The 22,600-nt window shown below is 65.4% G+C and carries 23 protein-coding genes; 9 read left to right on the top strand and 14 right to left on the bottom strand.

Annotated features, from left to right (window positions below; genetic code table 11):
• Positions 1–68: 68 nt before the first annotated feature.
• Genes AC1GI4_RS02155 through AC1GI4_RS02140 form a run of 4 tightly spaced genes read right to left on the bottom strand, consistent with a single transcriptional unit; the run spans position 69 to position 1,729 of the window.
• Positions 69–542 (bottom strand): hypothetical protein, encoded by a 474-nt coding sequence (locus tag AC1GI4_RS02155; protein WP_479628369.1) that lies wholly within the window; start codon positions 540–542, stop codon positions 69–71.
• A gap of 52 nt (positions 543–594) precedes the next feature.
• Complete coding sequence (locus tag AC1GI4_RS02150) at positions 595–846, bottom strand: DUF3618 domain-containing protein (RefSeq protein ID WP_479628368.1); 252 nt, start codon at positions 844–846, stop codon at positions 595–597.
• On the bottom strand, positions 843–1,199 hold the full coding sequence (locus tag AC1GI4_RS02145; protein WP_479628367.1) for a phage holin family protein: 357 nt from the start codon (positions 1,197–1,199) through the stop codon (positions 843–845). The genes AC1GI4_RS02150 and AC1GI4_RS02145 overlap by 4 nt, the downstream gene beginning before the upstream one ends.
• Positions 1,196–1,729 (bottom strand): hypothetical protein, encoded by a 534-nt coding sequence (locus tag AC1GI4_RS02140; RefSeq protein WP_294273750.1) that lies wholly within the window; start codon positions 1,727–1,729, stop codon positions 1,196–1,198. Before AC1GI4_RS02140 ends, AC1GI4_RS02145 begins: the two co-directional genes overlap by 4 nt.
• 158 nt (positions 1,730–1,887) lie before the next feature.
• Between AC1GI4_RS02140 and eno the strand changes: the two genes are divergently transcribed.
• Entirely contained in the window at positions 1,888–3,168 is a 1,281-nt protein-coding gene (gene eno / locus AC1GI4_RS02135) for a phosphopyruvate hydratase (protein WP_058750979.1), read from the top strand.
• Between the two features lie 65 nt (positions 3,169–3,233).
• Positions 3,234–3,515: an FtsB family cell division protein gene (locus AC1GI4_RS02130; RefSeq protein WP_089413591.1), complete on the top strand. Its 282-nt coding sequence runs from the start codon at positions 3,234–3,236 to the stop codon at positions 3,513–3,515.
• Positions 3,516–3,549: 34 nt separating this feature from the next.
• Here AC1GI4_RS02130 and AC1GI4_RS02125 read toward each other — a convergent pair whose 3' ends face one another.
• Positions 3,550–4,374, bottom strand: coding sequence for an alpha/beta fold hydrolase (locus tag AC1GI4_RS02125; protein WP_479628366.1), 825 nt, complete (start codon positions 4,372–4,374; stop codon positions 3,550–3,552).
• A 219-nt stretch (positions 4,375–4,593) separates the two neighbouring features.
• Between AC1GI4_RS02125 and AC1GI4_RS02120 the strand changes: the two genes are divergently transcribed.
• Together AC1GI4_RS02120 and AC1GI4_RS02115 are read left to right on the top strand one after the other, a co-directional pair.
• The gene (locus AC1GI4_RS02120; protein WP_479628365.1) at positions 4,594–6,711 is read left to right on the top strand and encodes a prolyl oligopeptidase family serine peptidase; all 2,118 of its coding nucleotides are present in this window, start codon (positions 4,594–4,596) and stop codon (positions 6,709–6,711) included.
• 89 nt (positions 6,712–6,800) lie between these two features.
• Positions 6,801–7,160, top strand: a complete 360-nt coding sequence (locus AC1GI4_RS02115; protein WP_479628364.1) for a hypothetical protein — start codon at positions 6,801–6,803, stop codon at positions 7,158–7,160.
• 57 nt (positions 7,161–7,217) lie between these two features.
• On the opposite strand, the gene AC1GI4_RS02110 is transcribed toward AC1GI4_RS02115, so the two are convergent.
• Both AC1GI4_RS02110 and AC1GI4_RS02105 read right to left on the bottom strand, forming a co-directional pair.
• Positions 7,218–7,790, bottom strand: coding sequence for a glycine zipper 2TM domain-containing protein (locus AC1GI4_RS02110; RefSeq protein ID WP_479628363.1), 573 nt, complete (start codon positions 7,788–7,790; stop codon positions 7,218–7,220).
• A gap of 84 nt (positions 7,791–7,874) precedes the next feature.
• Complete coding sequence (locus tag AC1GI4_RS02105) at positions 7,875–10,166, bottom strand: ATP-dependent helicase (protein ID WP_479628362.1); 2,292 nt, start codon at positions 10,164–10,166, stop codon at positions 7,875–7,877.
• 213 nt (positions 10,167–10,379) lie between these two features.
• Here AC1GI4_RS02105 and AC1GI4_RS02100 point away from each other — a divergent pair, with 213 nt between their 5' ends.
• From AC1GI4_RS02100 to AC1GI4_RS02090, 3 genes are all read left to right on the top strand, one after another.
• Entirely contained in the window at positions 10,380–10,685 is a 306-nt protein-coding gene (locus tag AC1GI4_RS02100; RefSeq protein ID WP_479628361.1) for a UrcA family protein, read from the top strand.
• Positions 10,686–10,804: 119 nt separating this feature from the next.
• Positions 10,805–12,445 carry an inorganic phosphate transporter gene (locus tag AC1GI4_RS02095; RefSeq protein WP_479628360.1) on the top strand — a complete coding sequence of 547 codons (1,641 nt, stop codon included), beginning with the start codon at positions 10,805–10,807 and terminating at the stop codon, positions 12,443–12,445.
• Between the two features lie 46 nt (positions 12,446–12,491).
• Positions 12,492–13,766: an MFS transporter gene (locus tag AC1GI4_RS02090; RefSeq protein WP_479628359.1), complete on the top strand. Its 1,275-nt coding sequence runs from the start codon at positions 12,492–12,494 to the stop codon at positions 13,764–13,766.
• Here AC1GI4_RS02090 and rsmD read toward each other — a convergent pair.
• On the bottom strand, positions 13,757–14,293 hold the full coding sequence (gene rsmD / locus AC1GI4_RS02085; RefSeq protein ID WP_479628358.1) for a 16S rRNA (guanine(966)-N(2))-methyltransferase RsmD: 537 nt from the start codon (positions 14,291–14,293) through the stop codon (positions 13,757–13,759). The two genes, AC1GI4_RS02090 and rsmD, sit on opposite strands and share 10 nt — an antisense overlap.
• Positions 14,293–15,807, bottom strand: a complete 1,515-nt coding sequence (locus AC1GI4_RS02080) for a pseudouridine synthase (protein ID WP_479628357.1) — start codon at positions 15,805–15,807, stop codon at positions 14,293–14,295. Before AC1GI4_RS02080 ends, rsmD begins: the two co-directional genes overlap by 1 nt.
• 108 nt (positions 15,808–15,915) lie before the next feature.
• On the opposite strand from AC1GI4_RS02080, the gene AC1GI4_RS02075 reads away from it, so the two are divergent.
• Both AC1GI4_RS02075 and AC1GI4_RS02070 read left to right on the top strand, forming a co-directional pair.
• Complete coding sequence (locus tag AC1GI4_RS02075; RefSeq protein ID WP_294273718.1) at positions 15,916–16,347, top strand: response regulator; 432 nt, start codon at positions 15,916–15,918, stop codon at positions 16,345–16,347.
• A 74-nt stretch (positions 16,348–16,421) separates the two neighbouring features.
• Positions 16,422–17,750: an AmpG family muropeptide MFS transporter gene (locus AC1GI4_RS02070; protein WP_479630331.1), complete on the top strand. Its 1,329-nt coding sequence runs from the start codon at positions 16,422–16,424 to the stop codon at positions 17,748–17,750.
• Here the strand turns inward: AC1GI4_RS02070 and AC1GI4_RS02065 are convergent.
• The 5 genes from AC1GI4_RS02065 to trpB form a co-directional block, all read right to left on the bottom strand.
• Positions 17,740–18,168, bottom strand: a complete 429-nt coding sequence (locus tag AC1GI4_RS02065) for a DUF6628 family protein (RefSeq protein ID WP_294273713.1) — start codon at positions 18,166–18,168, stop codon at positions 17,740–17,742. The genes AC1GI4_RS02070 and AC1GI4_RS02065 overlap by 11 nt on opposite strands.
• Positions 18,169–18,261: 93 nt before the next feature.
• On the bottom strand, positions 18,262–19,581 hold the full coding sequence (locus tag AC1GI4_RS02060; protein ID WP_294273710.1) for a bifunctional folylpolyglutamate synthase/dihydrofolate synthase: 1,320 nt from the start codon (positions 19,579–19,581) through the stop codon (positions 18,262–18,264).
• An 88-nt stretch (positions 19,582–19,669) separates the two neighbouring features.
• Complete coding sequence (gene accD, locus AC1GI4_RS02055; protein ID WP_294273707.1) at positions 19,670–20,524, bottom strand: acetyl-CoA carboxylase, carboxyltransferase subunit beta; 855 nt, start codon at positions 20,522–20,524, stop codon at positions 19,670–19,672.
• Positions 20,521–21,333: a tryptophan synthase subunit alpha gene (trpA, locus tag AC1GI4_RS02050; RefSeq protein WP_479628356.1), complete on the bottom strand. Its 813-nt coding sequence runs from the start codon at positions 21,331–21,333 to the stop codon at positions 20,521–20,523. The genes accD and trpA overlap by 4 nt, the downstream gene beginning before the upstream one ends.
• A complete protein-coding gene (gene trpB, locus AC1GI4_RS02045; RefSeq protein WP_479628355.1) occupies positions 21,330–22,562 on the bottom strand; it encodes a tryptophan synthase subunit beta in 1,233 nt (410 codons plus the stop codon). Before trpB ends, trpA begins: the two co-directional genes overlap by 4 nt.
• Positions 22,563–22,600: the final 38 nt, after the last annotated feature.

The raw sequence follows: 22,600 nt of genomic DNA, 5'->3' as shown, positions 1-22,600 counted from the left end.
CAAAAGAAGCGCCCCGCGATCGATATGAGATCGCGGGGCGCCGGAAGCCCAGTCAAACGGGGCGCTTTTTAAACGGTCGTCTTGTTCGTCGCGGCCTTGGCAGCGGCCGAACCGGCGTTGCTGGCAGCCTTCACGACATCGTCGAACAACGACTTCGCACGGTCCTTGGCGGCGTCCTTGGTCAGGCCCGCATCTTCCAGTTCGCGCAGGCCGGTTTCGCGTGCAGCCTGGGTTGCCTGGCGGATCGTCTCACCGAGCTTTTTGCCGAGCGGCGTGAGAAGCTCCTTCTCGCGCGCCGACCGGGGGATCAGCGCGCCGACGATCACGCCGACGACCAGACCGCCGACCAGAATGCCGAGCGGATTGCTTTCAATCGTACGGGCAGTCTTTTGCGCCAGTTCGCCAGCCTTGTCCTTCGACATGTGAAGCGCCGAGGCGGCCTTGTCCTTCGCATCGTGATAGGCCTGCGACGCGGTTTCGCGGGTGTGATCGATCTTCTCGCGAAGGGCGGTCTGCTGATCCTGGTGGGTTTCGGTGGTCATTGCGAACATCCTTCTGGGCAATGCCGCGAGGGGATCACCCCCGCGAGCCAAATCAGCGTTTGCGCTTGAATAGGCGGGCGATCCGCCGACGGTTGAGAAGCAGGCCGAGCACGGCAACGCCGCCAGCGACCGCACCGGGATTGCTCTTGGCGGACTCAAGCCCGCATTTGGCAGCGGTCACGCTCGCCTCGCGCGCATGTGCTGCCAGTGCCTGCGGCTCGAGCTTGGCCTGGATACGCGATGCGGTATGGTTCAGCCGCTCGCGTGCCTCGGCCGCACGGATTTCGGCCTCTGCGACGGTCATGCGCCACCTCCCGACAAACGAGACTTGCCCATCATCGCCAAAATGCCCGCGATGATGACCACCACGCCGACGACGATCAGGGTCGCAGCGAATGGCCCGGTTGCCGGGGCAAGCGCGAAGATCAGACCGACGAGCAGAGCAATGAGCGCCGACAGACCCAACACCGCGGCGATTCCAAAAAAGACCGCCGCGCTGCGATAGCGACCTATCTTGTCCGTCGCCCGTGCCTTCACCAAATCGATCTCAGCAGTAATGAACGAGCGCCCATCGTCGACGAGTTGCGATACCAGCGAAGTCAGCGTCTCCGGCTCCGGCGTGGCCGCCGTGCGCAGGGTTTCGACGACGCGCGTCACGCGGAAGTGTCGGCCGACTGGCGGGTATCGATCCCCGACTGAATGACCCGCGCCAGCGCGAAGCCAACGGCCGCCGCAACGCCTATCGCCACCGCGGGGCTCTTCGTGACGAATGCACGGGCGTCATCGAGCAGTTCCTCGACATCCTTGTCCTTGATCGCGCCGGAGAGCGAGGTCACGGTGTCGGCCGCCGAGCGGGCATATTGGCCGTACTGGCTGCCCAGCTTCTCATCGACCTGTCCGGCCGCATCGTTCAGCAGCTGCGCAACCTGATCGAGCGCCGAGCCGGCCTTGGCCTTGCCGTCCCCGGCCAGCGACTGGATCTTGTCGACCGCCTGCTGCTGGAACTTGGTGGCGCCGTCCTTCACCTGCTGCTTGGCATCGGCCAACCCGGCCTTGGCCTTGGAGATGTCGGCATCCGCTCCGATCGGGGCGTTCGGGGCGGCGACTTCCGGGGCCACCGCGATATTTGCGCCGAAGCCGGGCGTCGCGTTGTCTGTGGCGGGAAATGTGCTGTCGTTGTCAGCCATCGAAAAACCCTTTCGTTTCGGCCCGGACGAGCGGGCGGTTTGCCTCTTAACCCCGGCACCGGAAGCACGGTTCCATGCTTTTAGCGCAATTGCCCTTCGCATGGTCACAGGGTAGAGCCGCGCCGAGACCTTCAAGGCTGATGTAGGAGCATCGTTACGTGACCGCAATCATCGACATCCACGCGCGTCAAATCCTGGACAGCCGGGGTAATCCCACCGTCGAAGTCGACGTGCTGCTCGAAGACGGCAGCTTCGGCCGCGCCGCCGTGCCCTCGGGCGCGTCGACCGGCGCGCATGAGGCGGTGGAGAAGCGCGACGGCGACAAGAGCCGCTGGATGGGCAAGGGCGTCGAGGCGGCCGTCGAGGCGGTCAATGACGAGATCACCGACGCGATCCTGGGCATGGATGCCGAGGACCAGGCCGATCTCGACCGCACGATGATCGAGCTGGACGGCACCGAGAACAAGGGCCGTCTGGGCGCGAATGCGATCCTGGGCGTCAGCCTGGCGGCCGCCAAGGCCGCAGCCGAAGCGCGTGGCCTGCCGCTCTATAAGTATGTCGGGGGCGTGTCGGCGCATCTGCTGCCGGTGCCGATGATGAACATCATCAATGGCGGCGAGCATGCCGACAATCCGATCGATTTCCAGGAATTCATGATTATGCCGGTCGGCGCGGCGAACATCATGGAAGCCGTCCGTTGCGGTTCGGAGATCTTCCATACGCTGAAGAAGGCGCTGCACGAGAAGGGCCTGGCGACCGGCGTGGGCGACGAGGGCGGTTTCGCCCCCAACATCGCCTCGACCAACGAAGCGCTCGACTTCATCATGGCCTCGGTCGAGAAGGCTGGGTACAAGCCGGGCGACGACGTGATGATCGCGCTCGACTGCGCCGCCACCGAGTTCTTCAAGGACGGCAAGTATAATATCTCGGGCGAGGGCAAGATCCTGTCGAGCCATGAGATGGCCGAATATCTCGCCAACCTGACCCGCCAGTACCCCATCCTGTCGATCGAGGACGGTATGGCCGAGGACGATTGGGAAGGCTGGAAGGCGCTGACCGACATGATCGGCGACAAGGTGCAGCTGGTCGGCGACGATCTGTTCGTCACCAATCCGAAGCGCCTGAAGAAGGGCATCGAGGGCGGCTATGCCAACTCGCTGCTGGTCAAGGTCAACCAGATCGGCACGCTGACCGAGACGCTGGAGGCCGTGTCGCTGGCGCAGCGTTCGCGCTATACCGCCGTCATGTCGCACCGCTCGGGCGAGACCGAGGACGCGACGATCGCCGATCTGGCGGTCGCGACCAACTGCGGTCAGATCAAGACGGGCAGCCTCGCGCGCTCGGATCGGCTCGCCAAGTACAATCAGCTGATCCGCATCGAGGAAGAGCTGGGCGACTCGGCGCGTTATGCCGGTCGCGATATTCTCATCCGCGCTTGAAATCGAAGGGCGTCGGTACGATTATGGCCGCTGTGACCAAGAAACCGTCGCCTTTCATCCGAACCATGCGGCGGGCCGCTTTGCCCGCCCTTGGCCTGACGATCGTTGCGTTTTTCGGTGCCTATGCGGTGCTGGGGCGCAACGGCCTGCTCGCCTATGGCGAGTATCAGCGTCAGTTGGTAAAGCGTGAGCATGACTATGCCGCGCTCGACAAGCGGCGGACGGTGCTGAAGAACCGGGTGGCGCTGCTCGATCCGGATCATGCCAACCCGGACATGGTCGACGAGATGGTCCGCAAGGAACTCAACGTCGCCCACCCGGACGAGGTCATCGTCCCGCTGAAATGAAGAAGGGCGGCCCCGCGAGGCCGCCCTTTTCGTGTCATCGACCCAGGAAGGTCAGCAGGTCGCTGGTCAGGCGATCGCCATGCGTGACGTTCAGCCCATGCGGCGCGCCGTCATATTCGACCAGCTGCGAATGCGCGATGCCCGCGGCCGCCGCGCGGCCCGCCGCGTCGATCGGCACGGTCTGATCGCCGGTTCCATGGACGATCAACGTCGGGACGCGGAACGCGGATAGGTCGGGGCGGAAGTCGGTCTGGCTGAAAGCCTCGGCGCAAGCGAGCGTGGGCTTGAGCCCTGCCTGCATCGCTACGCTGGTTGCCCAGTCGAGCATGTCGTCGCTGACCGGGCTGCTGATAAAGCCCACGCCGAAGAACTGCTTGAAGAAGGTATGGCGCAGGAAGTTGGCGCGGTCGTCGCGCAGTCCCTGGCCGATCTGGTCGAAGACCGACTGGTCGGTGCCATGAGGATTGTCGTCGGTCTTGAGCATATAGGGCACGACCGAGGCGATTAGCCCGGCGGCGATCACGCTCTTGCCGTCATGGCGGCTCATATAGCGGGCGACCTCTCCGCCGCCCATGGAAAAGCCGATGATCGCCGCATCCTGGGCGCCGGTCGCTTCCAGCACATCCGCCAGATCGTCGGACAGCGTATCATAGTCATAGCCAGACCACGGCTGGCCCGACCGTCCAAAACCGCGCCGATCATAGGCGATGGCGCGGAAGCCCGCCTCGGCCAGAGCCATCATCTGCGGATCCCACATATCGGCCGACAACGGCCATCCGTGGAGCAGGACAACGGGACGACCCTCGCCCCAGTCCTTGACGTAAATGTCGGTCCCGTCGCGGGTCTTCACATAAGGCATCGTCTGCTCCTGCTTTTGGGGGCGATCACACGCAGCCTGAACGGGTCGGAGGGACGGCCGTTCCGTATCTCCGACGACAGCAGACCATCGAAGACAAGCGATTCCATCGACTTCGGATGGGGCCGATCATGGCCGCAATAAAGCGGCGTCCATGCATTGCCAGCGCTACGTGATGAAGTCACATTCCACCTATTCGCGATTGAGACGGAGCGTGGCGGAATGCGGGGATGGCGTGGATTGCTGGCAGGCACGATGCTGGCCGGACAGCTTGTGGCGGGGAGCGCGATGGCGCAGACCGCTCCGATGACCGAGAATGATCCCTATATCTGGCTGGAGGACAAGGAAGGTCCCAAGGCGCTCGGCTGGGTTGAGGCGGAGAATGCCAAGACCCTGCCGCGCCTCCAGAACGATCCGCGCTACCAGGCCTTCTATTCCGAAGCGCTGGCCATCGCGTCGGCCAAGGACCGCATTCCGATGCCGGGCCAGCTTTACGGCCGGATCGTCAATTTCTGGCGAGACGCCGATCATCCGCAGGGCCTGTGGCGCTGGACGACCGAGGCCGACTATGCCTCCGCCAGTCCGAAATGGACCACGCTGCTCGACCTCGATGCGCTGAGCAAGGCGGAGGGCAAGAAGTGGGTCTGGAAGGGGCTGACCTGCCTCAGTCCCGAGGACCGGCTATGCCTGATCGCGCTGTCGGAGGGTGGCGAGGACGCAATCGAATATCGTGAGTTCGATCTTCAAACCGGGCAATTCGTGCCGAACGGCTTCCGCCTCTCTACCTCGAAGCAGGGCGCGGCCTGGCTCGACAAGGATACGCTGCTGGTCAGCCGCGACTGGGGCCAAGGGACGCTCACCAAGTCCAGCTACCCCTTCGTCGTGAAGATGGTGAAGAGGGGCCAGCCGCTCGACCAGGCGACCGAGATTTTCCGGGGCGCGCCGACCGATGAGCTGGGCACCTATGCCAGCGTGCTGACCGATGCGAAGGGTAACCGCGCCGTCGTGATTGAGCGGCGGCAGACATTCTTCGGTGGCACCAAGCTGTTCTGGACGCCCAAGGGCGGCGCCAAGCCGATCGCCATGCCTGCGCGCGCCTTTCCGGCCGGGCTGGTCGATGGCCGGGTGATCTTCCAGACGAGCGACGCCTGGGGCCAGCATCCGGCGGGATCGGTCGTGTGGGCGCCGCTGTCGGAATTGGAGGCGGGCCAGATCACGCCGCGCGCGCTGTTCACGCCGACCAATCGACAGGCGGTGGAGGGCGTTTCGACCACCAAGGACCGCGTCGTCGTCACCTATATCGACAATGTCCGCGGCCGGGCGAGCGTCTTTGCTCCGAGCGCCAATGGCTGGTCGGCGAGCGCGGTGCAGGTGCCGGACAATATGGCGGTCGATGTGGTCAGCACCAGCGATCGTTCCGACATCGTCTATCTGTCGACCTCAGGCTTCACCACCCCGACCGTCCTGTCGCGCTTCGACGCCAGCCGTCCGGGTGCGCCGCAGGTGCTGAAGACGCTGCCCGCCCGCTTCAATGCGGCGGGCACGACGGTCCATCAATATGAGGCGGTCTCGACCGACGGGACCAAGATCCCCTATTTCGTCGTGCTGCCCAAGGGCGCGAAGCTCGACGGGACGACGCCGACGCTGATGACCGCCTATGGCGGGTTCGAGATCGCCCGGCTGCCCTATTATCTGGGTTCGACAGGCAAGATCTGGACCGAGCGGGGCGGGGCGTTCGTGCTCGCCAACATCCGGGGCGGCGGCGAGTTCGGGCCGAAATGGCATGATGCGGGCCGCAAGACCAAGCGGCAGATCATCTATGACGATTTCGCCGCCGTGGCGAAGGACCTGTTCACGCGAAAGATCACCAATCCGCAAAAGCTGGGCATCTATGGCGGGTCGAACGGCGGCCTGTTGATGGGGGTCGAGCTGACCCAGCACCCCGAACTGTGGAAAGCGGTGACGATCCAGGTCCCGCTGCTCGACATGGTGCGATACCAGAAGATCGCGGCGGGCGATTCCTGGAAGGACGAATATGGCTCGATCGACGTGCCCGAGGAGGCCGCGTTCCTGCGCAAGATTTCGCCCTATGCCAATATCCGCAAGGGCGTAGCTTACCCGGAGCCCTATATCTGGACGACGACCAAGGACGATCGGGTCGGGCCGCAGCATGCGCGCAAGTTCGCCGCACGCCTGTCCGAATATGGCATTCCCTATCTTTTTTACGAGGATACGGCGGGCGGCCATTCGGGGGACGCCGACATCGCGCAAGGTGCGCGTCTGAGTGCCCAGCAGATGGTTTATTTCGCCCAGAAGCTGATGGACGCACCCAAGCCATAGCGGAAGGAGCCGGGCGTGTCGCGCGCCCGGCTTTTTCTCTTGCCCTATGCGGCAATAAGGCTCTTGCTGCGTTGCGACAGGATCGGCAAATGCAGGGAATGACCGATATGACGACGACCGAGCGCCGTCCGGCTGAACCGGCGGCAGGCGCTCCCGCCATCATCTTCGAAGCGATCGTCAAGATGCAGGCGGTGTCCGCCCTGTATAATCGCGGCGAAGTGGTGCTCGCGCCCCATGTGATCTACACGCGCCACGACGAACTGTACGTCGATGCGACGACGATCGAGCGGGACGGCAAGCCGCCGCGCGAAGAGAAGATGGGCACGTTCAAGCTCGCTGGCCTTGGCGCCCTGCGCCTGACGCCCCGGCGGTTCGCGGCGAGCGCCCTGTTCGAACGTGATACCGAGAAGTATCAGGGTGCCGCCTTGATGATGGTCGAGCCGGGCTGATCCCCCAAAAGAACGGGCACCGCGCTCAGGGTAGAGACGCGATGCCCGTTTTCCTCGTCATCGGCAGCGGAACTGGTTCTGGTTCTGCTCGATGGATCGACCGGCCAGTGCACCGCCAGCCGCACCAAGCAGGGTCGCGATGGTGCTGCTGCGTCCGCCGACCAGATTTCCCAGGATGCCACCGGCGGCACCGCCGATAATCAGGCCCGTCGTGCCGTCCGGGCGGCGGCAGTAATAGCGCCCATCGGTACCCGCATAGACCCGGTCCTGCGGTTGCAACACGCGCTCGCGATATTGCGAGCCGTCGCGATAGTCGCCGACCGGATCGTAATAAGGCTCGGCATTGCGGTCATAGCCATCGGCCGGACGCGGCGGTGCGACCCGGTAACCGCCGGGGCCAGACCCGGGCGGTGGCGGAGCGGGGCGATAGCCGCCATCGTCATAGTCGCCTTGGCTGCGCTCCGACTGATACAGCTCCACTTCCTGCCGATAGATCTGATATTCCCGATCGAAGCGCGCCTGCGCCGCCCGGAACCGCGCATCCTGCGCGGCGGTCTGCGCCATCGCCGGAATGGCCGTTGCCGTGACGGCGGTGGTGATCGCCAAGATGGTCAGACGACGAAAGCCCATCGTTCCTATCCCTTCATACCCCGACAGCCGGGGGAGGCGAGCGATACGGTTGCGAAAGAATATGGTTCCTGAACGAGATCCATGTCACCCCTTTGTGACGAAGCTGTCCATTACCCGCTTGCGCCCGGCCTGCTCGAAATCGATCTCCAGCTTGTTGCCTTCGATCGCCGCGATCGCACCGTAACCGAATTTCTGGTGGAACACACGCTCGCCGACCGTCAGGTCGTCACGCCCCTTCTGCCCCATCCCGACCGAGGAAGAACGGGATTCCACGATCCGTGCAGGGCGGGCGGGGGTGCTGTTCTGCCCGGTCGCCGCGCGCTGCCAGCCCGGCCCTCGTCCCGTGCCGCGTCCGACATTGGCGAAGGGATCGGCATGTTCGGACCAGTTGGCGCGCCACAGGCTCTCGCCGCCGGTCATGCTGGTCTCGCTGTCGATATGTTCGGGCGGCAATTCGCCGACGAAGCGACTCGGCAGGCTCGATGTCCACTGGCCGTAGATCCGCCGGTTGGCCGCATGCAGGATGACCGCCTTTCGCCGGGCGCGGGTAATCGCGACATAGGCGAGGCGGCGTTCCTCCTCCAGGCTGCGGGTACCGCCCTCGTCGATTGCGCGTTGCGAGGGGAACAGCCCCTCCTCCCAGCCCGCGAGGAAGACGGTGTCGAATTCCAACCCCTTGGCGGCGTGGATCGTCATGATCGTCACCTCGGGTTCCCGCTGGTCGCCGTCACGGTCCATGACCAGCGACACATGCTCCAGGAACGCGCCGAGCGACTCGTAATCCTCCATCGCGCGCACGAGTTCGGACAGGTTCTCCAGCCGGCCAGCCGCCTCTGCCGACTTCTCATTCTGGTACATCGCGGTGTAGCCGCTCTCGTCCAGCAACTGTCGCGCCAGTTCGGGGTGCGCCAGGTCGCCCGCCATGTCGCGCCAGCGGGCGATATCGCCGATCAGGTTGCCCAAGCTCCGCCGAGCCTGCGGGGTCAGTTCGTCGGTGTCGAGAATACGCGCAGACGCAATGGTCAGCGGCAGTCCTTCGGCCCGCGCGAGCTGATGGATCTTCGCCAGCGCCTTGTCGCCCAACCCGCGCTTGGGAACATTGACGATCCGTTCGAACGCCAGATCGTCCGATGGCTGATTGACGATGCGAAGATAGGCGAGCGCGTCGCGAATTTCTGCGCGCTCGTAGAAACGGAAACCACCGACGATCCGATAGGGCAGGCCGATCGCGATGAAGCGATCCTCGAACTCGCGGGTCTGGTGCGAGGCACGGACCAGAATTGCGATGTCGCCATAGGAGGTGCCCGATCGTTTCGCGCCCTCGATCTCCTCGCCGACCCGCCGCGCTTCCTCCGGGCCGTCCCACACGCCGAGCACCCGGACCTTCTCGCCGACGTCCAGCTCGGTCCACAGCGTCTTGCCGAGCCGCCCGCCATTATGGGCGATGACCCCCGACGCAGCGCCCAGAATATGCGGGGTCGAGCGGTAATTCTGTTCCAGCCGGATGACCTTCGCACCCGGGAAGTCCCGCTCGAAACGCAGGATATTCTCGACCTGCGCACCGCGCCATGAATAGATGGACTGGTCGTCATCACCGACACAGGCGATGTTCTTGCGCGCCTGGGCCAGCAGTCGCAGCCAGAGATACTGGACGCTGTTGGTATCCTGATACTCGTCGACCATGATGTAGCGGAAGCGCTGCTGATAATGCTCCAGGACGTCGCGATGCGTCTTCAGGATGGTGAGCATGTGGAGCAGCAGATCGCCGAAGTCGCAGGCGTTCACGCTGCGCAGCCGGTCCTGATACTGGCGATACAGCTCGGCCCCCTGGCCGTTAGCGTAACGCTCCGCCTCGGCCGCATCGATGTCGCCGGGCACCAGCCCCTTGTTCTTCCACTCGTCGATCAGGCCGCCCAGTGCGCGTGCGGGAAAACGCTTCTCGTCGATGTCGGCCGCGACGATCAGCTGCTTCAGCAAGCGCAACTGGTCGTCGATATCCAGGATGGTGAAGTTCGACTGCAACCCGACCAGCTCGGCATGACGCCGCAGCATCTTCGCACCGATCGCGTGGAACGTGCCCAGCCATGGCATCCCCTCCACCGCATCGCCGACCAGCCGTCCGACTCGCTCGCGCATTTCGCGTGCGGCCTTGTTGGTGAAGGTCACCGACAGGATTTCCGAGGGCCAGGCCTTGCGGGTGTACAGCAGATGCGCCAGCCGCGCGGTCAGCGCCGCCGTCTTGCCCGTCCCGGCACCGGCGAGCACCAGGACCGGGCCGTCGGTGGTCAGCACCGCCTCCCGCTGCGCCGGGTTCAGCGTGCGCAGATACGGATAATCGGTCAGCGAAGCGGTGGGATCGGAGGAAGCAACGGTCATCGCGAACAGTTAGGGAACGTTTGCAACCGGGGCAACCACTCGCGGGGATGGTCCGATCTCGTTTCATCGCGGGACTCGTCATCCCGGCGTCTTTTGCCCGACGCAAAAGCGACATGTCGGCTTCCTAAAGGGCCAGCCGTGCCGACGAGCGGCGGGGCGCATCTCCGCCCATGCCGCCGTGACGGGCACGTCCCGATGCAGGAGCACCACCCGATGAAGATGTTCACGGCAGCCGCCATCGCGGCTTCTCTTTTTGCGCCCGTCGCGGCCCAGGCAGACATCCGCGAGCCGGTCACCGTCACCGTTCGTCATGCCGATCTGGATCTTCTTCGCGCCGACCACCGGGCGAAGCTCGACGCCCGCATCCGCCGCGCTGCGATGATGGCCTGCGGCGCGGTGACGACCGATCTTCGTCGCGACAACGACATCACGCGCTGCCGTCGCGAGATGATGGCGGACGCCGCGATCAAGGTCGCGGCCTTGTCGACCATCCCGGTCGCGCTCGCCAGCAAGAATTGAAGATCTCAAAATTGCGCGGCCGGACGGCTCCATCACCGTCTGGCCGCGTTCCAGCGCGGGAATGGGCATTCGGTTGTCGTCATGAAAATGTCACCGGAAAGGCGCAACGCGATTTGGTCATGACATCCTATGCGCTCGCCGGTGGCCAATCCGAATCCCGCGTTCGTGGACCGCGTCTCGACGCCGGCCTGCATCCCATGGGACGTTGGGCCTTTGCCGCCCTGCTGGTCGGTGGGCTTGCCTATGCGGGATATAGCGTCGCGACAGATACCGCGCGTGTCGGGGAGCCGATGGCGATCGGGGTCTTTGCCTTTTTGGGATTGGCATTGCTGATCGCGTTGGGCTTCGAGTTCGTGAACGGGTTTCACGATACGGCCAACGCGGTCGCGACGGTCATCTACACCCATTCCATGCCCGCGCCGTTGGCGGTCGTCTGGTCGGGCTTTTTCAACTTCCTGGGCGTCGTCACCTCGACAGGTGCCGTCGCCTATTCGATCATCACGTTATTGCCGATCGACCTGATGCTGCATGTCGGCTCGGCGGGCGGGTTCGCGATGATCTTCGCGCTGTTGCTGGCGGCGGTTCTGTGGAACCTGGCGACCTGGGCCGTCGGCCTGCCCAACTCGTCGAGCCATGCGCTGATCGGTTCGATTTTGGGCGTGGGGCTTGCCAACCAGCTGCTGTCGAACATCCCCGGAACCTCGGGCGTCGATATGGCGCAGGTCCAGAAGGTGCTTTCGGCCCTGCTGTTCAGCCCGCTGATCGGTTTCGTCGGCGCGCTCATGCTGATGCTCGTGATGAAGCGTTTTCTGCGCGACAAGCGGCTCTATCGCGAACCGGAAGGCGACACGCCGCCGCCGCGGGGTATCCGGGCGCTGCTGATCTTCACCTGCACGGCGGTGAGCTTCGCGCATGGCGGCAATGACGGGCAAAAGGGCATGGGCCTCATCATGCTGATCCTGATCGGTTGCGCGCCCACCGCCTATGCGTTGAACCGCACGCTGCCCGAAAGTGCGATGCCCGCCTTCGTACAGAGCGCGCAGGTTGCGGCGACGGCCTATGCCGCGCATGGCGCTTCCGGTTCGGTCACGGTCGATCGGGCGCGTGAAGTGGTGGTCGACGGCGTTCGCAAAAAGGCGATCAATACGCCCGAAGTCTATGCGGGGCTGTCTGTCCTGTCGCGCGACATCGGCGCACGGATCGCCGATTACGGCACGTTCAGCCGGGTCCCGGCCGCCATCGTGCCCAATCTGCGCAACGACATGTATCTGGTCCTCGACACCACGCGGATGGTGACGAAGAGCGATGCCGCCAAGCAGCGCTTCACCGCCGCCGAAATCGACTCGCTCAAGGGCTATGCCGGGGCGTTGGAGCGCGGCACCCGCTACATCCCGCTATGGGTAAAGGTGACGGTCGCACTGGCTTTGGGCCTTGGGACCATGGTCGGCTGGCGACGGATCGTCGTGACGGTGGGCGAGCGGATCGGCAAGACGCATCTGACCTACGGCATGGGCGCGGCGGCCGAGTTGATGACGGCAGCGACGATCTTCGGCGCGGAATATATCGGCCGTCCGGTGTCGACCACGCACATCCTCACGTCCGGCGTGGCGGGTGCGTCGGTCGCCAATGGCGCGGGGCTTCAATTCCGGACGATCCGCAACATGCTGCTCGCCTGGGTGCTGACGCTGCCTGCCGCGATGCTGCTGTCGGGCACGCTCTACTGGTTGCTGCTGCAAGTGGCCCGCATACTGGCGGCATGAGCGGATAGGGGTTTACGACGCGCGTCCGCTTCTGCACGAGCGAGGTATGACCCATGCCTCGCCCCCGTCGCACCGCCATATCCTGCTGGCCAGCCTGACCGGCACCGCGGTCGAGTTCTACGATTTCTATATCTATGCGACGGCGGCGGCCCTGGTGTTCGGGCCGCTGTTCTTCCCGGCCTCCTCGGCGACGGCGCAGTTGCTATTGTCCTATGCCAGCTTCGGCTTGGCCTTTGTCGCGCGGCCGGTGGGTGCGATCGCCTTCGGGCATTTCGGCGACCGGGTGGGGCGGAAATCGACCCTGGTAGTTAGCCTGATGCTGATGGGTGGTTCGACGGTCGCCATCGCATTCCTGCCGACCTATGCGCAGGCCGGATGGATCGCGCCGCTGCTGCTGTGTATTGCGCGGCTGGGGCAGGGGCTGGGCCTCGGCGGAGAATGGGGCGGTGCCGCGCTGCTTGCCGTCGAGAATGCCCCGCCCGGCAGGCGTAACACCTGGGGCATGTTCCCGCCACTCGGTGCGCCGGTCGGGTTCATCCTCGCCAATGGCTTTTTTCTGATCCTCGGCCTGATCCTGACCGACGAACAGTTCCGCGCCTGGGGCTGGCGCCTTCCGTTCCTGGCGAGTGCGGTACTGGTGCTCCTCGGCCTGTGGGTGCGGCTGCGCCTGACCGAGACGCCCGACTTCGCCGAGGCGAAGAAGGCCGAGGCGCTGCCCCGCGTGCCGATCGCGACCCTGCTCCAGGGCCATGGCCGCGCACTGCTGGCGGGGACGGGCGGGGTGGTCGCATGCTTTGCGATCTTCTATCTGGCGACCGCTTTTGCATTGGGCCACGGAACGACGGTTCTCGGCTATCCCCGCGAGGCCTTTCTGGGGATCCAACTGGTCGCGATCCTGTTCCTGGCGCTCGGCGTGGTCGTCTCCAGCGTGTCCGCCGACCGGCACGGTGCGCCCTTCATGCTCCGGCTGGGGTTTGCGGGTTGCGTACTGATCGGGGTCGCGATGGGGCCGATGCTCGGATCGGGAGCGCTGGCCATCGTCTTCGTCTGGCTGGCGGCCGCCCTGTTCGTGATGGGTTTTGCCTATGGGCCGTTGGGCGGCTGGCTGCCCGGGCTGTTTCCGGCGGGCGTTCGCTATACCGGCGTGTCGATGACCTTCAATCTGGGCGGGATCATCGGCGGGGCGCTCGCCCCCATCGCCGCGCAGGCGCTGGCCGAGCGCGGCGGGCTGAACTTCGTCGGCGGGTATCTGGTCGCCGCCGGTCTGCTCAGCCTCGCCGGGCTCACCCTGATGCGGGGTAGGAGCGGCGATCAGGCCTGACGAAGCAGGGTCAGGCGCGCCTTGCCGTGCACGCGCGAGGCGTCGACGGTGAAGCCCGCGAGTTCGACCTCTTCCTGCTTCGCCGTCTCGATACTGATCCAGGTGCCAGCGCCAACCCAACCAAGCCGGGCCAGCTTGTCGAGCGCGACACTGCCCGCCCCCGTGCCATAGGGCGGGTCCATCAGGATCAGGTCGAGCGGCGCGCGGGCAGGCCCCAGCGCCATCACCGATGACGCGCGGACATCGCCCTTGGCTTCCAGCTTGGCAAGGTTCGCCCGCAGCGCGTCGAGGGCAGCGCGATCCTGCTCGACGAACAGGCAGGATGCCGCCCCTCGCGACAGCGCCTCGATGCCGAGCGCGCCCGAACCGGCGAAGAAATCGCCGACCGAAAGCCCCTCGAAGTCACCTAACCGCGCCGTCAGCATCGAGAATAGCGCCTCGCGCGTGCGATCGGCGGTCGGCCGGGTCACGTCGCCCTTCGGCGCCACGAGCGGCCGCCCGCGCCATTGTCCAGCGATCACACGCATCAGCGGTTTTCTCCGGGCCGACCGGGACGCGAACCGCCCCCACCGGGACGACCGCCACGGTTGTCGGGGCGCGACGGGCCGCCGGAACGACCGGGCGAACCTTGCGGGCCGCGGGACGGGCGGGCGGGACGATCACCACGATCGTCGATGCGCGGCTGGCGATCTCCTTTGCCGGGTTTGCCGAAGGGTTTCGCCCCCCGATGCGGACGGTCGGAGCGGACAGCGTCCCGCGCGGGCCGTTCGGCGCGATCGTCGAAGCGGGATGCTCGCGGCCCGCCCGAGCCATGGCGCTCGCCCGATGCATTGCCGAAAGGCTTGGCATCCCGGCGCGGCCGATCGGAACGACCGCCCTCACGCACAGGGCGTTCGGCACGGTCCTCGGATCGCGACGGCCGTTGCCCGCCAGCGCCGGAACGCGGACGATCGGTTGGAATGCCGTCCCGCTGGGGCCTTTCCGCCCGAGCGTCGAAGCGGGACGGACGCGCGCCGAAACCGGATCGTTCGTTCGTCGACGACCTGTCATAAGGCTTCGCGCCATCACGCGGACGATCGGAACGAGCCCCGGCGCGAACCGGACGGTCACCCTTGGCATAGCTCGACGGGGGGCGACTTTCCTCGCGGCGGGTGCGTTCGCCCGCCCCTGCACGATCCTGCGGCCGGGGACGGTGACTTGTCCCGGTGTGCGCAACTGCTGAACTGCTGCGAGCCGGACGCTCCCCGGTAGGCCGCGTCGGCGGAGTGCGGAAGCCGGGTTTGATTTTCGCGGGCTTGATCGCGTCGGCGGGGATGCCCCCCTCCAGCGAGCGGCGAAACTCGACAATGTCCGAGCCCCGCACCTCACCGATCTCGCCGACCGGAAGCTCGTCGAGCACGAACGGGCCATAGCGAAGCCGGATCAACCGGCTGACCTGCAGCCCTAGATGTTCGAGCACGCGGCGAACTTCGCGGTTCTTGCCCTCGCGCAGCGTCATTTCGATCCAGACATTGGCGCCGGTTCTCCGCTCGAGATTGGCGTCGATCTGGCCATAGCGGATACCGTCGATCTCGATACCGTGGATCAGGTCCTCCAGCTGAGCCTGGGTAATGTCGCCATAGGCGCGGACGCGATAGGTCCGCTCTACACCTGTGGCGGGGAGTTCCAGCTGACGCTTGAACCCGCCATCGGTGGTCATGAGCAACAGGCCCTCCGTATTGAGGTCGAGTCGCCCCACCGGCACCAGGCGCGGCAAGCCATCGGGCAGGCGGTCGTAGATGGTCGGCCGCCCGGCGGGGTCATGCTCGGTGACGAGCAGGCCCGTGGGCTTGTGGTAGAGGAACAGGCGCGTCGGCTCGGGCGGGGCGACGGGGTCACCGTCCACGGTCACGCCGTCCAGCGTCGACAGGAGCGTCGCGGGCGTGTCGACGGTCACGCCGTTCAGCGCGATACGCCCCTCCGCGATCATCCGTTCGACCTCGCGACGCGACGCGACGCCCGCCCGTGCCAGGAGCTTTGCTATACGTTGATCTGATGTCATGATCGACGCTGATACAGAGGGTGTCGACCAAAGGAAATTAATTGCGTCGTTTCCTTCGGACAAAGCGTTACGCGAGTGAGTGGGGCAGCAGGACAGGCCGATAGAGGGATGAAATTCTTCGGGCGAAAGAAACGGCAGCTGGTCAGGCTGCTCGTCGTCGAGGACGAGCCGCTGGTGGCGTTCGACACCGAACACGTCCTGACCGACGCCGACTATGAGGTGGTCGCGACCGTCGACCGCGTGAGCAAGGCCGTCACCCTGATCGATGGCGGTGCCGCGATCGATCTGGTCCTGGCCGATGTGCGGTTGGCAGACGGCAGCGGCGTGGATGTCGCCCGTGCGGCCCATGCCCGCGACATCCCTGTCCTCTTCCTGACCGGCACACCGCCCGATGGTGTCGAGCAACTGGCCGAGGGTATCCTGATGAAGCCTTATGGCTCGCGTGAGCTGCTCGGCGCGATCGATGCGATCGAGGAACGTCGGGCAGGCAAATCGCCGAGTCGCCTGCCATCGGGCCTACGTCTGTTCGCCCGCGCCTGATCGCCGGGCCCCGTTGCCCCTGATCGCCAAGCCTTATAGGGTCCGCGCTTTCCGATAGGGTGGACGATTTTCCTATGGCGAGTGCGCGTTGGTTGGATGGAGTGCGGCCCTATGTCGAACCCGCACCGCTGGCCTCGCTGGCACTCGGCATATCCTCCGCCTTTCCGCTGACCATGATTAACGCCACGCTGGCCAGTCGATTGGCGGAGGCGGGGATCGAGAAGAAGAGCGTCACCGCCTTTGCCCTGGTGATCCTGGCCTATAATCTGAAATGGCTCTGGGCCTGGATCGTCGAGGGCGTGAAGATCCCCGTCCTGCACCGCCTTGGACAGCGTGTGTCGTGGCTGCTGGTCGTGGCGGCGCTGGTCTGCGCGGCGGCGGTCGGGCTCGGCCGGGCCGATCCGCAGGTTTCGCTGGCGCAGACGGCGATGGCGGCCATCGCGCTGGGCATCGCGGGGGCGACCTTCGATATCGTCATCGACGCCTATCGCATCGAATTGCTCGAGCCGCGTCAGCTCGGCGTGGGCGCGGGCATGGGCCAATATGGCTGGCGCATCGGCTCGGCGCTGGTCGCGTCCCTCTCACTGGTCATCGCGACGCGGGCGGGGTGGAGCGTCGCCTATATGGTCAGTTGCGCCTTCGCCTTACCCGCCGTGCTGATCGCATTCCTAATGGGCGAGCCCGCACGCCATAACGAGATCACCGCCAAGCGCCCGGGCGAAGGCATCGTCCGCGCGGTCGTGGGACCTTTTGCCGAGTTCTTCCGCCGACAGGGTGCCCTCATCATCCTTGCGTTCATCCTGGTCCATAAGATCGGCGACACGTTGGCGAACCTGACCTTCCGGCTGCTGTTCAACGACCTGGGGTTCAGCAAGGACGAGATTGCACTCTATGATGTGGGCGTCGGTTTCTGGGCGCTGCTGGTCGGCGTGTTCGTTGGCGGCGTGCTCTATGCCCGGTTGGGGATGAAGCGTTCCGTGCTCATCAGTCTCGTGCTGATGGCGGTGTCCAATCTGTCCTTCGCCGGGCTGGCGGGGCTCGGCCACTCCAATTGGGGCATGGCGGGCGCGATCGGGTTCGAGAATTTCTCGAGCGGGATCGGCGGCGTCACCGTGGTCGCCTATTTCTCGGCGCTGACCGATTTGCGGTTCACCGCCGCCCAATATGCGCTGATCTCGGCGGCGGCGAGCGTGGTCGGGCGTATCCTCAGCGGCACGACGGCGGGCGCACTGGTCGAGCGGTTCGGCTATGTCGATTTCTATCTGCTGACGACTATCGTGGCGGTACCGGGCGTCGTCCTGTTCTGGTGGATGGCGCGGTCGGGCCTGGTCGACCGTTCGATCGGCAGCGCGGGCGTCGAGGGGGAGGGCGACGCCCGTCGCGACGCGCCGGTCAGTAACTGATCGGCCGCCCCTCATCGGCGAAGGCGGCGGCAACGGCAGCGGCACTCGTCAGGACGCTGTCGACCCGTCGGATGCCCAGCAGATCGGTCATCAGGAAATGGGCCTTTTGCGGCGCAGTTTCCATCTGCGACAATATCGTCATCAGCGCGGCCTCGGCCGCCGTCATCCGTGCGCAGCAGCAGGGCGCGATGGCGATTTGTCCCGACGCATGGGCGGCAAGATCGGCCATGAAGGTCCGCATCAGGATCAGCGGTCGCCGGAAATCCTGCCCGAACATGGTGAACAGCGTATGCGATGCTCGGGCGTCCGCCAACCCGTGCGCCCCCATCCGACGTATCGCAAACAATGCGATCCGGGCATGTGGGCAGGCCGGGAGCATGTGAGGCAAGGCGGCGGCAAGGGTCGTGGTTTCGGCCATCGGCGGGGACTCCGTGTTTACGGTCCCCATGCTATACCTACGCTATTGATAGTCAATCGCAAATAAAGCCACTGGTGCAATCGGCCCGTCGCATCATTGCGGCGCCTCGTCATTCGCAGCCAGAACCTGTCCGGCGAGATAGAGCGATCCGGCGATCAGGACATGCGCCGGACCATCCAGCCGGGCATCGATGACCTTCAGCGCCTCGGTTGGATCATTTGCCGATATCGCCGTCATCCCCAGAATACGGGCCTGTTCGGCAAGGGCTTCCGGGGCATGGCAAGCATGGTCGGGCACAGGCACGGTCACGATCAGGTCGACCATAGCACCGAGCTTCTCCAAAACCGGCTTGGCTTCCTTGTTCGCCAGCATGCCCAGAACAAGCGCGGTAGCCCCTGCAGAGCGCCACCCCGCCATGGCCCGAGCCACGGGCGTTGCGGCGGAGGGGTTGTGGGCACCGTCGAGCCAGCACTGCGTCGCGGCGGGCAGGATCGCCGTGAGCGGCCCCCGGCCCAGGCGCTGCATGCGTGCAGGCCACCGGGCGCCGGTTGCGGCTTGCTCCAGCGCCTCTTGCGTCACGTCGATCGCCTGCTGATGCCGCAGCATCGCCGCCGCCAGCGCCAGATTGTGCGACTGGTGCCCGCCCGGCAGGTTCGGGCGGGGCAGGGTGAGCTGCCCGCGTTCGTCCCGGTAGGATATGGCGCTGCGTGTCGACGCACTGGACCAAGCCTGTCCGCGCGCCAAGACGGGCGCTCCGGCCGCCGCCGCAACCTCGGCAATGACATCGCGCAAGGGGCGTGCATAATCCATAGTGACCAGCGGCGTTCCGCGCTTGGCGATCCCCGCCTTTTCGCGGGCGATGCCGGTCAACTTACGGCCCAGAAACGCTTCATGGTCGATACCAAGTGCCGCTATGCCGCAGACGGCAGGTGGCGGCAGGATATTGGTCGCGTCGAGACGCCCGCCCAAGCCTACTTCGATGATCGCGGCTGAGGCCGGATTTCGCGCGAAGGACAGAAACGCCGCCGCTGTCGTGACCTCGAAGAAGCTCGCGCCGATCCCCTCGGCATGGCCCAGCACTTCGTTCAGCACTGCGGCCAGCGCATCATCCTCGATCAACCGGCCGTTCAGCCGAATACGCTCGTTGAAGCGGACGAGATGAGGACTGGAATAGACATGGACGCTTTGCCCCGACGCTTCGATCGCCGCGCGCAAAAAGGCGCAGGTCGAACCCTTGCCGTTCGTGCCCGCGACATGGAACACCGGCGGCAGGTGATGCTGCGGATTGCCTAGCCGTCCGAGCAGGGTGGTGATCCGCTCCAGACCCAAGACATCCGCACCAGGCGACAGGCTCCATAGCCGATCGAGCTGCGCCTGAACGGCCGGATGGTCGGAACGGGCATGGTCGGGCATCGGCCGGTCTCTTGGCAAGCGGATATGAAAAGAGAGGCGGACCTCTCGGCCCGCCCCTCTAATGCGATCATTCGGAAAAGGCGACGGCTCAGGCCGCCTGGCGCGATCCGGTCAGATAGCCGATCACGGTTGCCAGTCGTTCGCGCAGGTCGTGACGATGGACGACCATGTCGAGCATTCCATGGTTCAGATAATATTCGGAGGTCTGGAAATCGTCGGGCAGCTTTTCACGGATCGTGCTCTCGATCACGCGGCGACCCGTGAAGGCGAGCATCGCCTTGGGCTCGGCGATCTGCACATCGCCCAGCATGGCATAGGCCGCCATTACGCCGCCCGAGGTGGGATCGGTCAGTACGACGATATAGGGCAGGCCAGCATCGTGCAGCATCTGGATCGCCACCGTGGTACGCGGCATCTGCATCAGGCTGAGAATGCCTTCCTGCATGCGCGCGCCGCCCGAGGCGGTGAAGATGACATAGGGGCAGTGGTCCGCGATCGCCGCCTCGACGCCGCGCACGAAGGCTTCGCCGACCGCCAGCCCCATCGAGCCGCCCATGAAGGCGAAGTCCTGCACGCCGACCACGACCTTATGGCCCATGATGGTGCCGCGCGCATTCACCAGCGCGTCGCTTTCGGCGGCACTCGTCCGGGCCGCCTTCAGACGATCGGCATAGCGCTTGGAATCGCGAAACTTGAGCGGATCTTCCGGCACCTTGGGTGCGGGCAGTTCGTTGCAGCTACCCTCGTCGAGCAGATGTCGGAAGCGTACCTTCGGCCCGATGCGATCATGGTGATCGCATTTCGGGCATACGTTCAGATTGTCTTCCAGCTCCTTGGTGAAGACCATCTGCCCGCATCCCTTGCATTTGTGCCAGAGATGATCGGGCGTCTCCTTCTTGACGACGAAGGGGATGACGTTGCGGACGCTGTTGAGCCAGCTCATGCGAGTTCCTTGCGTGCATCGGCCAGTGCCGACGACAGGGTTTGAATATAGGCGCGAACCGGGGCGGGAGCGGCGGCCCCGTGCTCGCCCACCAGGTCGACGATCGCCGAGCCGACGACGACGCCGTCCGCCACGCGACCGATCGCCGCCGCCTGTTCGGGGGTGCGGACGCCGAAGCCCACCGCGACGGGCAGATGAGTCGCCCCCTTCAACCGGGCAACCGCATCCTCGATCGAGGATTGCGCGGCCTGCTGCTGCCCGGTGATGCCTGCGACCGAGACATAATAGAGGAAGCCGTCGGCACCCGTCAAAATGGTCGGCAGGCGCGCGGCATCGCTGGTCGGCGTGGCGAGGCGGATCGAGGCGACGCCCTTTGTCCGCAACGCGACGCCCAGTGCATCGTCTTCCTCCGCGGGCACGTCGACGCAAATGACGCCATCGACGCCCGCTTCGGCCGCCGCATCGGCAAACCATTCGGGGCCGCGCACGGTCATCGGATTGGCATAGCCCATCAGGACCAGCGGCACGCCCGGATGGCGCCCCCGGAAGGCACTGGCGATCGCCAGGACATCCTTGGTTCGGGTGCCTGCCTCCAGACTGCGGATATTGGCCTTCTGGATCGCGGGGCCATCGGCCATCGGATCGGTGAAGGGCATGCCCAGTTCGATCACATCCGCGCCGCCCTCGACCAGCGCGTCGAGGATCGCGCCGGTGTCACCCGGGGTCGGATCGCCCGCCGTCACGAAGGTGACAAGGGCGGCGCGACCCGCCTGGGCGCAGGCGGCGAAGGTGTCGGCGATCCGGCTCACATCTTCACTCCCATCGCATCGGCGACGGTGAAGATGTCCTTGTCACCGCGACCCGAGATATTGATGAGGATGATCTGCTCACGGTCCATCGTCGGCGCGCGCTTCAGCAGCCCGGCCAGCGCATGGGCGCATTCCAACGCGGGAATGATCCCCTCGACCTTGCAGCACAGCTGGAACGCCTCCAGCGCTTCGGCATCGGTGATGCCTTCATAGGCGACACGGCCGGTATCGTTCAGCCAGCTATGCTCGGGCCCGATGCCCGGATAGTCGAGCCCAGCCGAGATCGAATGCGCCTCGGCGATCTGGCCGTCCTCGTCCTGGAGCAGGTACGTCTTGTTGCCGTGCAGGATGCCCGGCTTGCCCCCCGTCAGGCTGGCTGCGTGCTGCGGGGTGCTCAGGCCATGACCCGCCGCCTCGATACCCAGCATCGCGACATCGGCATCGTCAAGGAAGGGGTGAAACAGACCGATCGCGTTCGACCCGCCGCCGACCGAGGCGATCAGCAGGTCGGGCAGGCGACCCTCGGCCTCCATGATCTGCGCCTTGGACTCGGTGCCGATCACCGATTGGAAATCGCGCACCATCTCGGGATAGGGGTGCGGGCCCGCCGCCGTGCCGATGATGTAGAAGGTGTCGTGAACGTTGGCGACCCAGTCGCGCAGCGCCTCGTTCATCGCGTCCTTCAGCGTCTGCGCGCCCGAAGTGACGGCGCGAACCTCGGCACCGAGCAGCTTCATGCGGAAAACGTTGGGGGCCTGACGCTCGATATCGCGCGCGCCCATGAAGATGGTGCAGGGCAGGCCGAAGCGCGCCGCCACGGTCGCGGTCGCCACGCCGTGCTGGCCCGCGCCCGTCTCGGCGATGATCCGCGTCTTGCCCATCCGCTTGGCGAGCAGGATCTGGCCGATGCAGTTGTTGATCTTGTGCGCGCCGGTGTGGTTCAGCTCTTCGCGCTTGAAATAGATTTTCGGCCCCTTGCCCTCGGGCGCGCTCTCGCGCAGCGTCTCGGTCAGGCGCTCGGCATAATACATCGGGCTGGGACGACCGACATAATGCGTCATCAGATTGTCGAACTCGGCCTTGAAGGCCGGATCGACCTGCGACGCGCGATATTCGCGCTCCAGGTCGAGGATCAAAGGCATCAGCGTCTCGGCGACATAGCGGCCGCCATAGTCGCCGAAATGGCCACGCTCGTCGGGCTGGGCGCGGAAGGAATTGGGGGCGTTCATAATCTTGTCCTTGAGCGTTGCCGGGGCGACCCCTGCAA

The sequence above is a fragment of the Sphingomonas sp. 77B genome (assembly GCF_056497825.1).
This window is presented reverse-complemented; position numbering and strand designations above follow the sequence as displayed.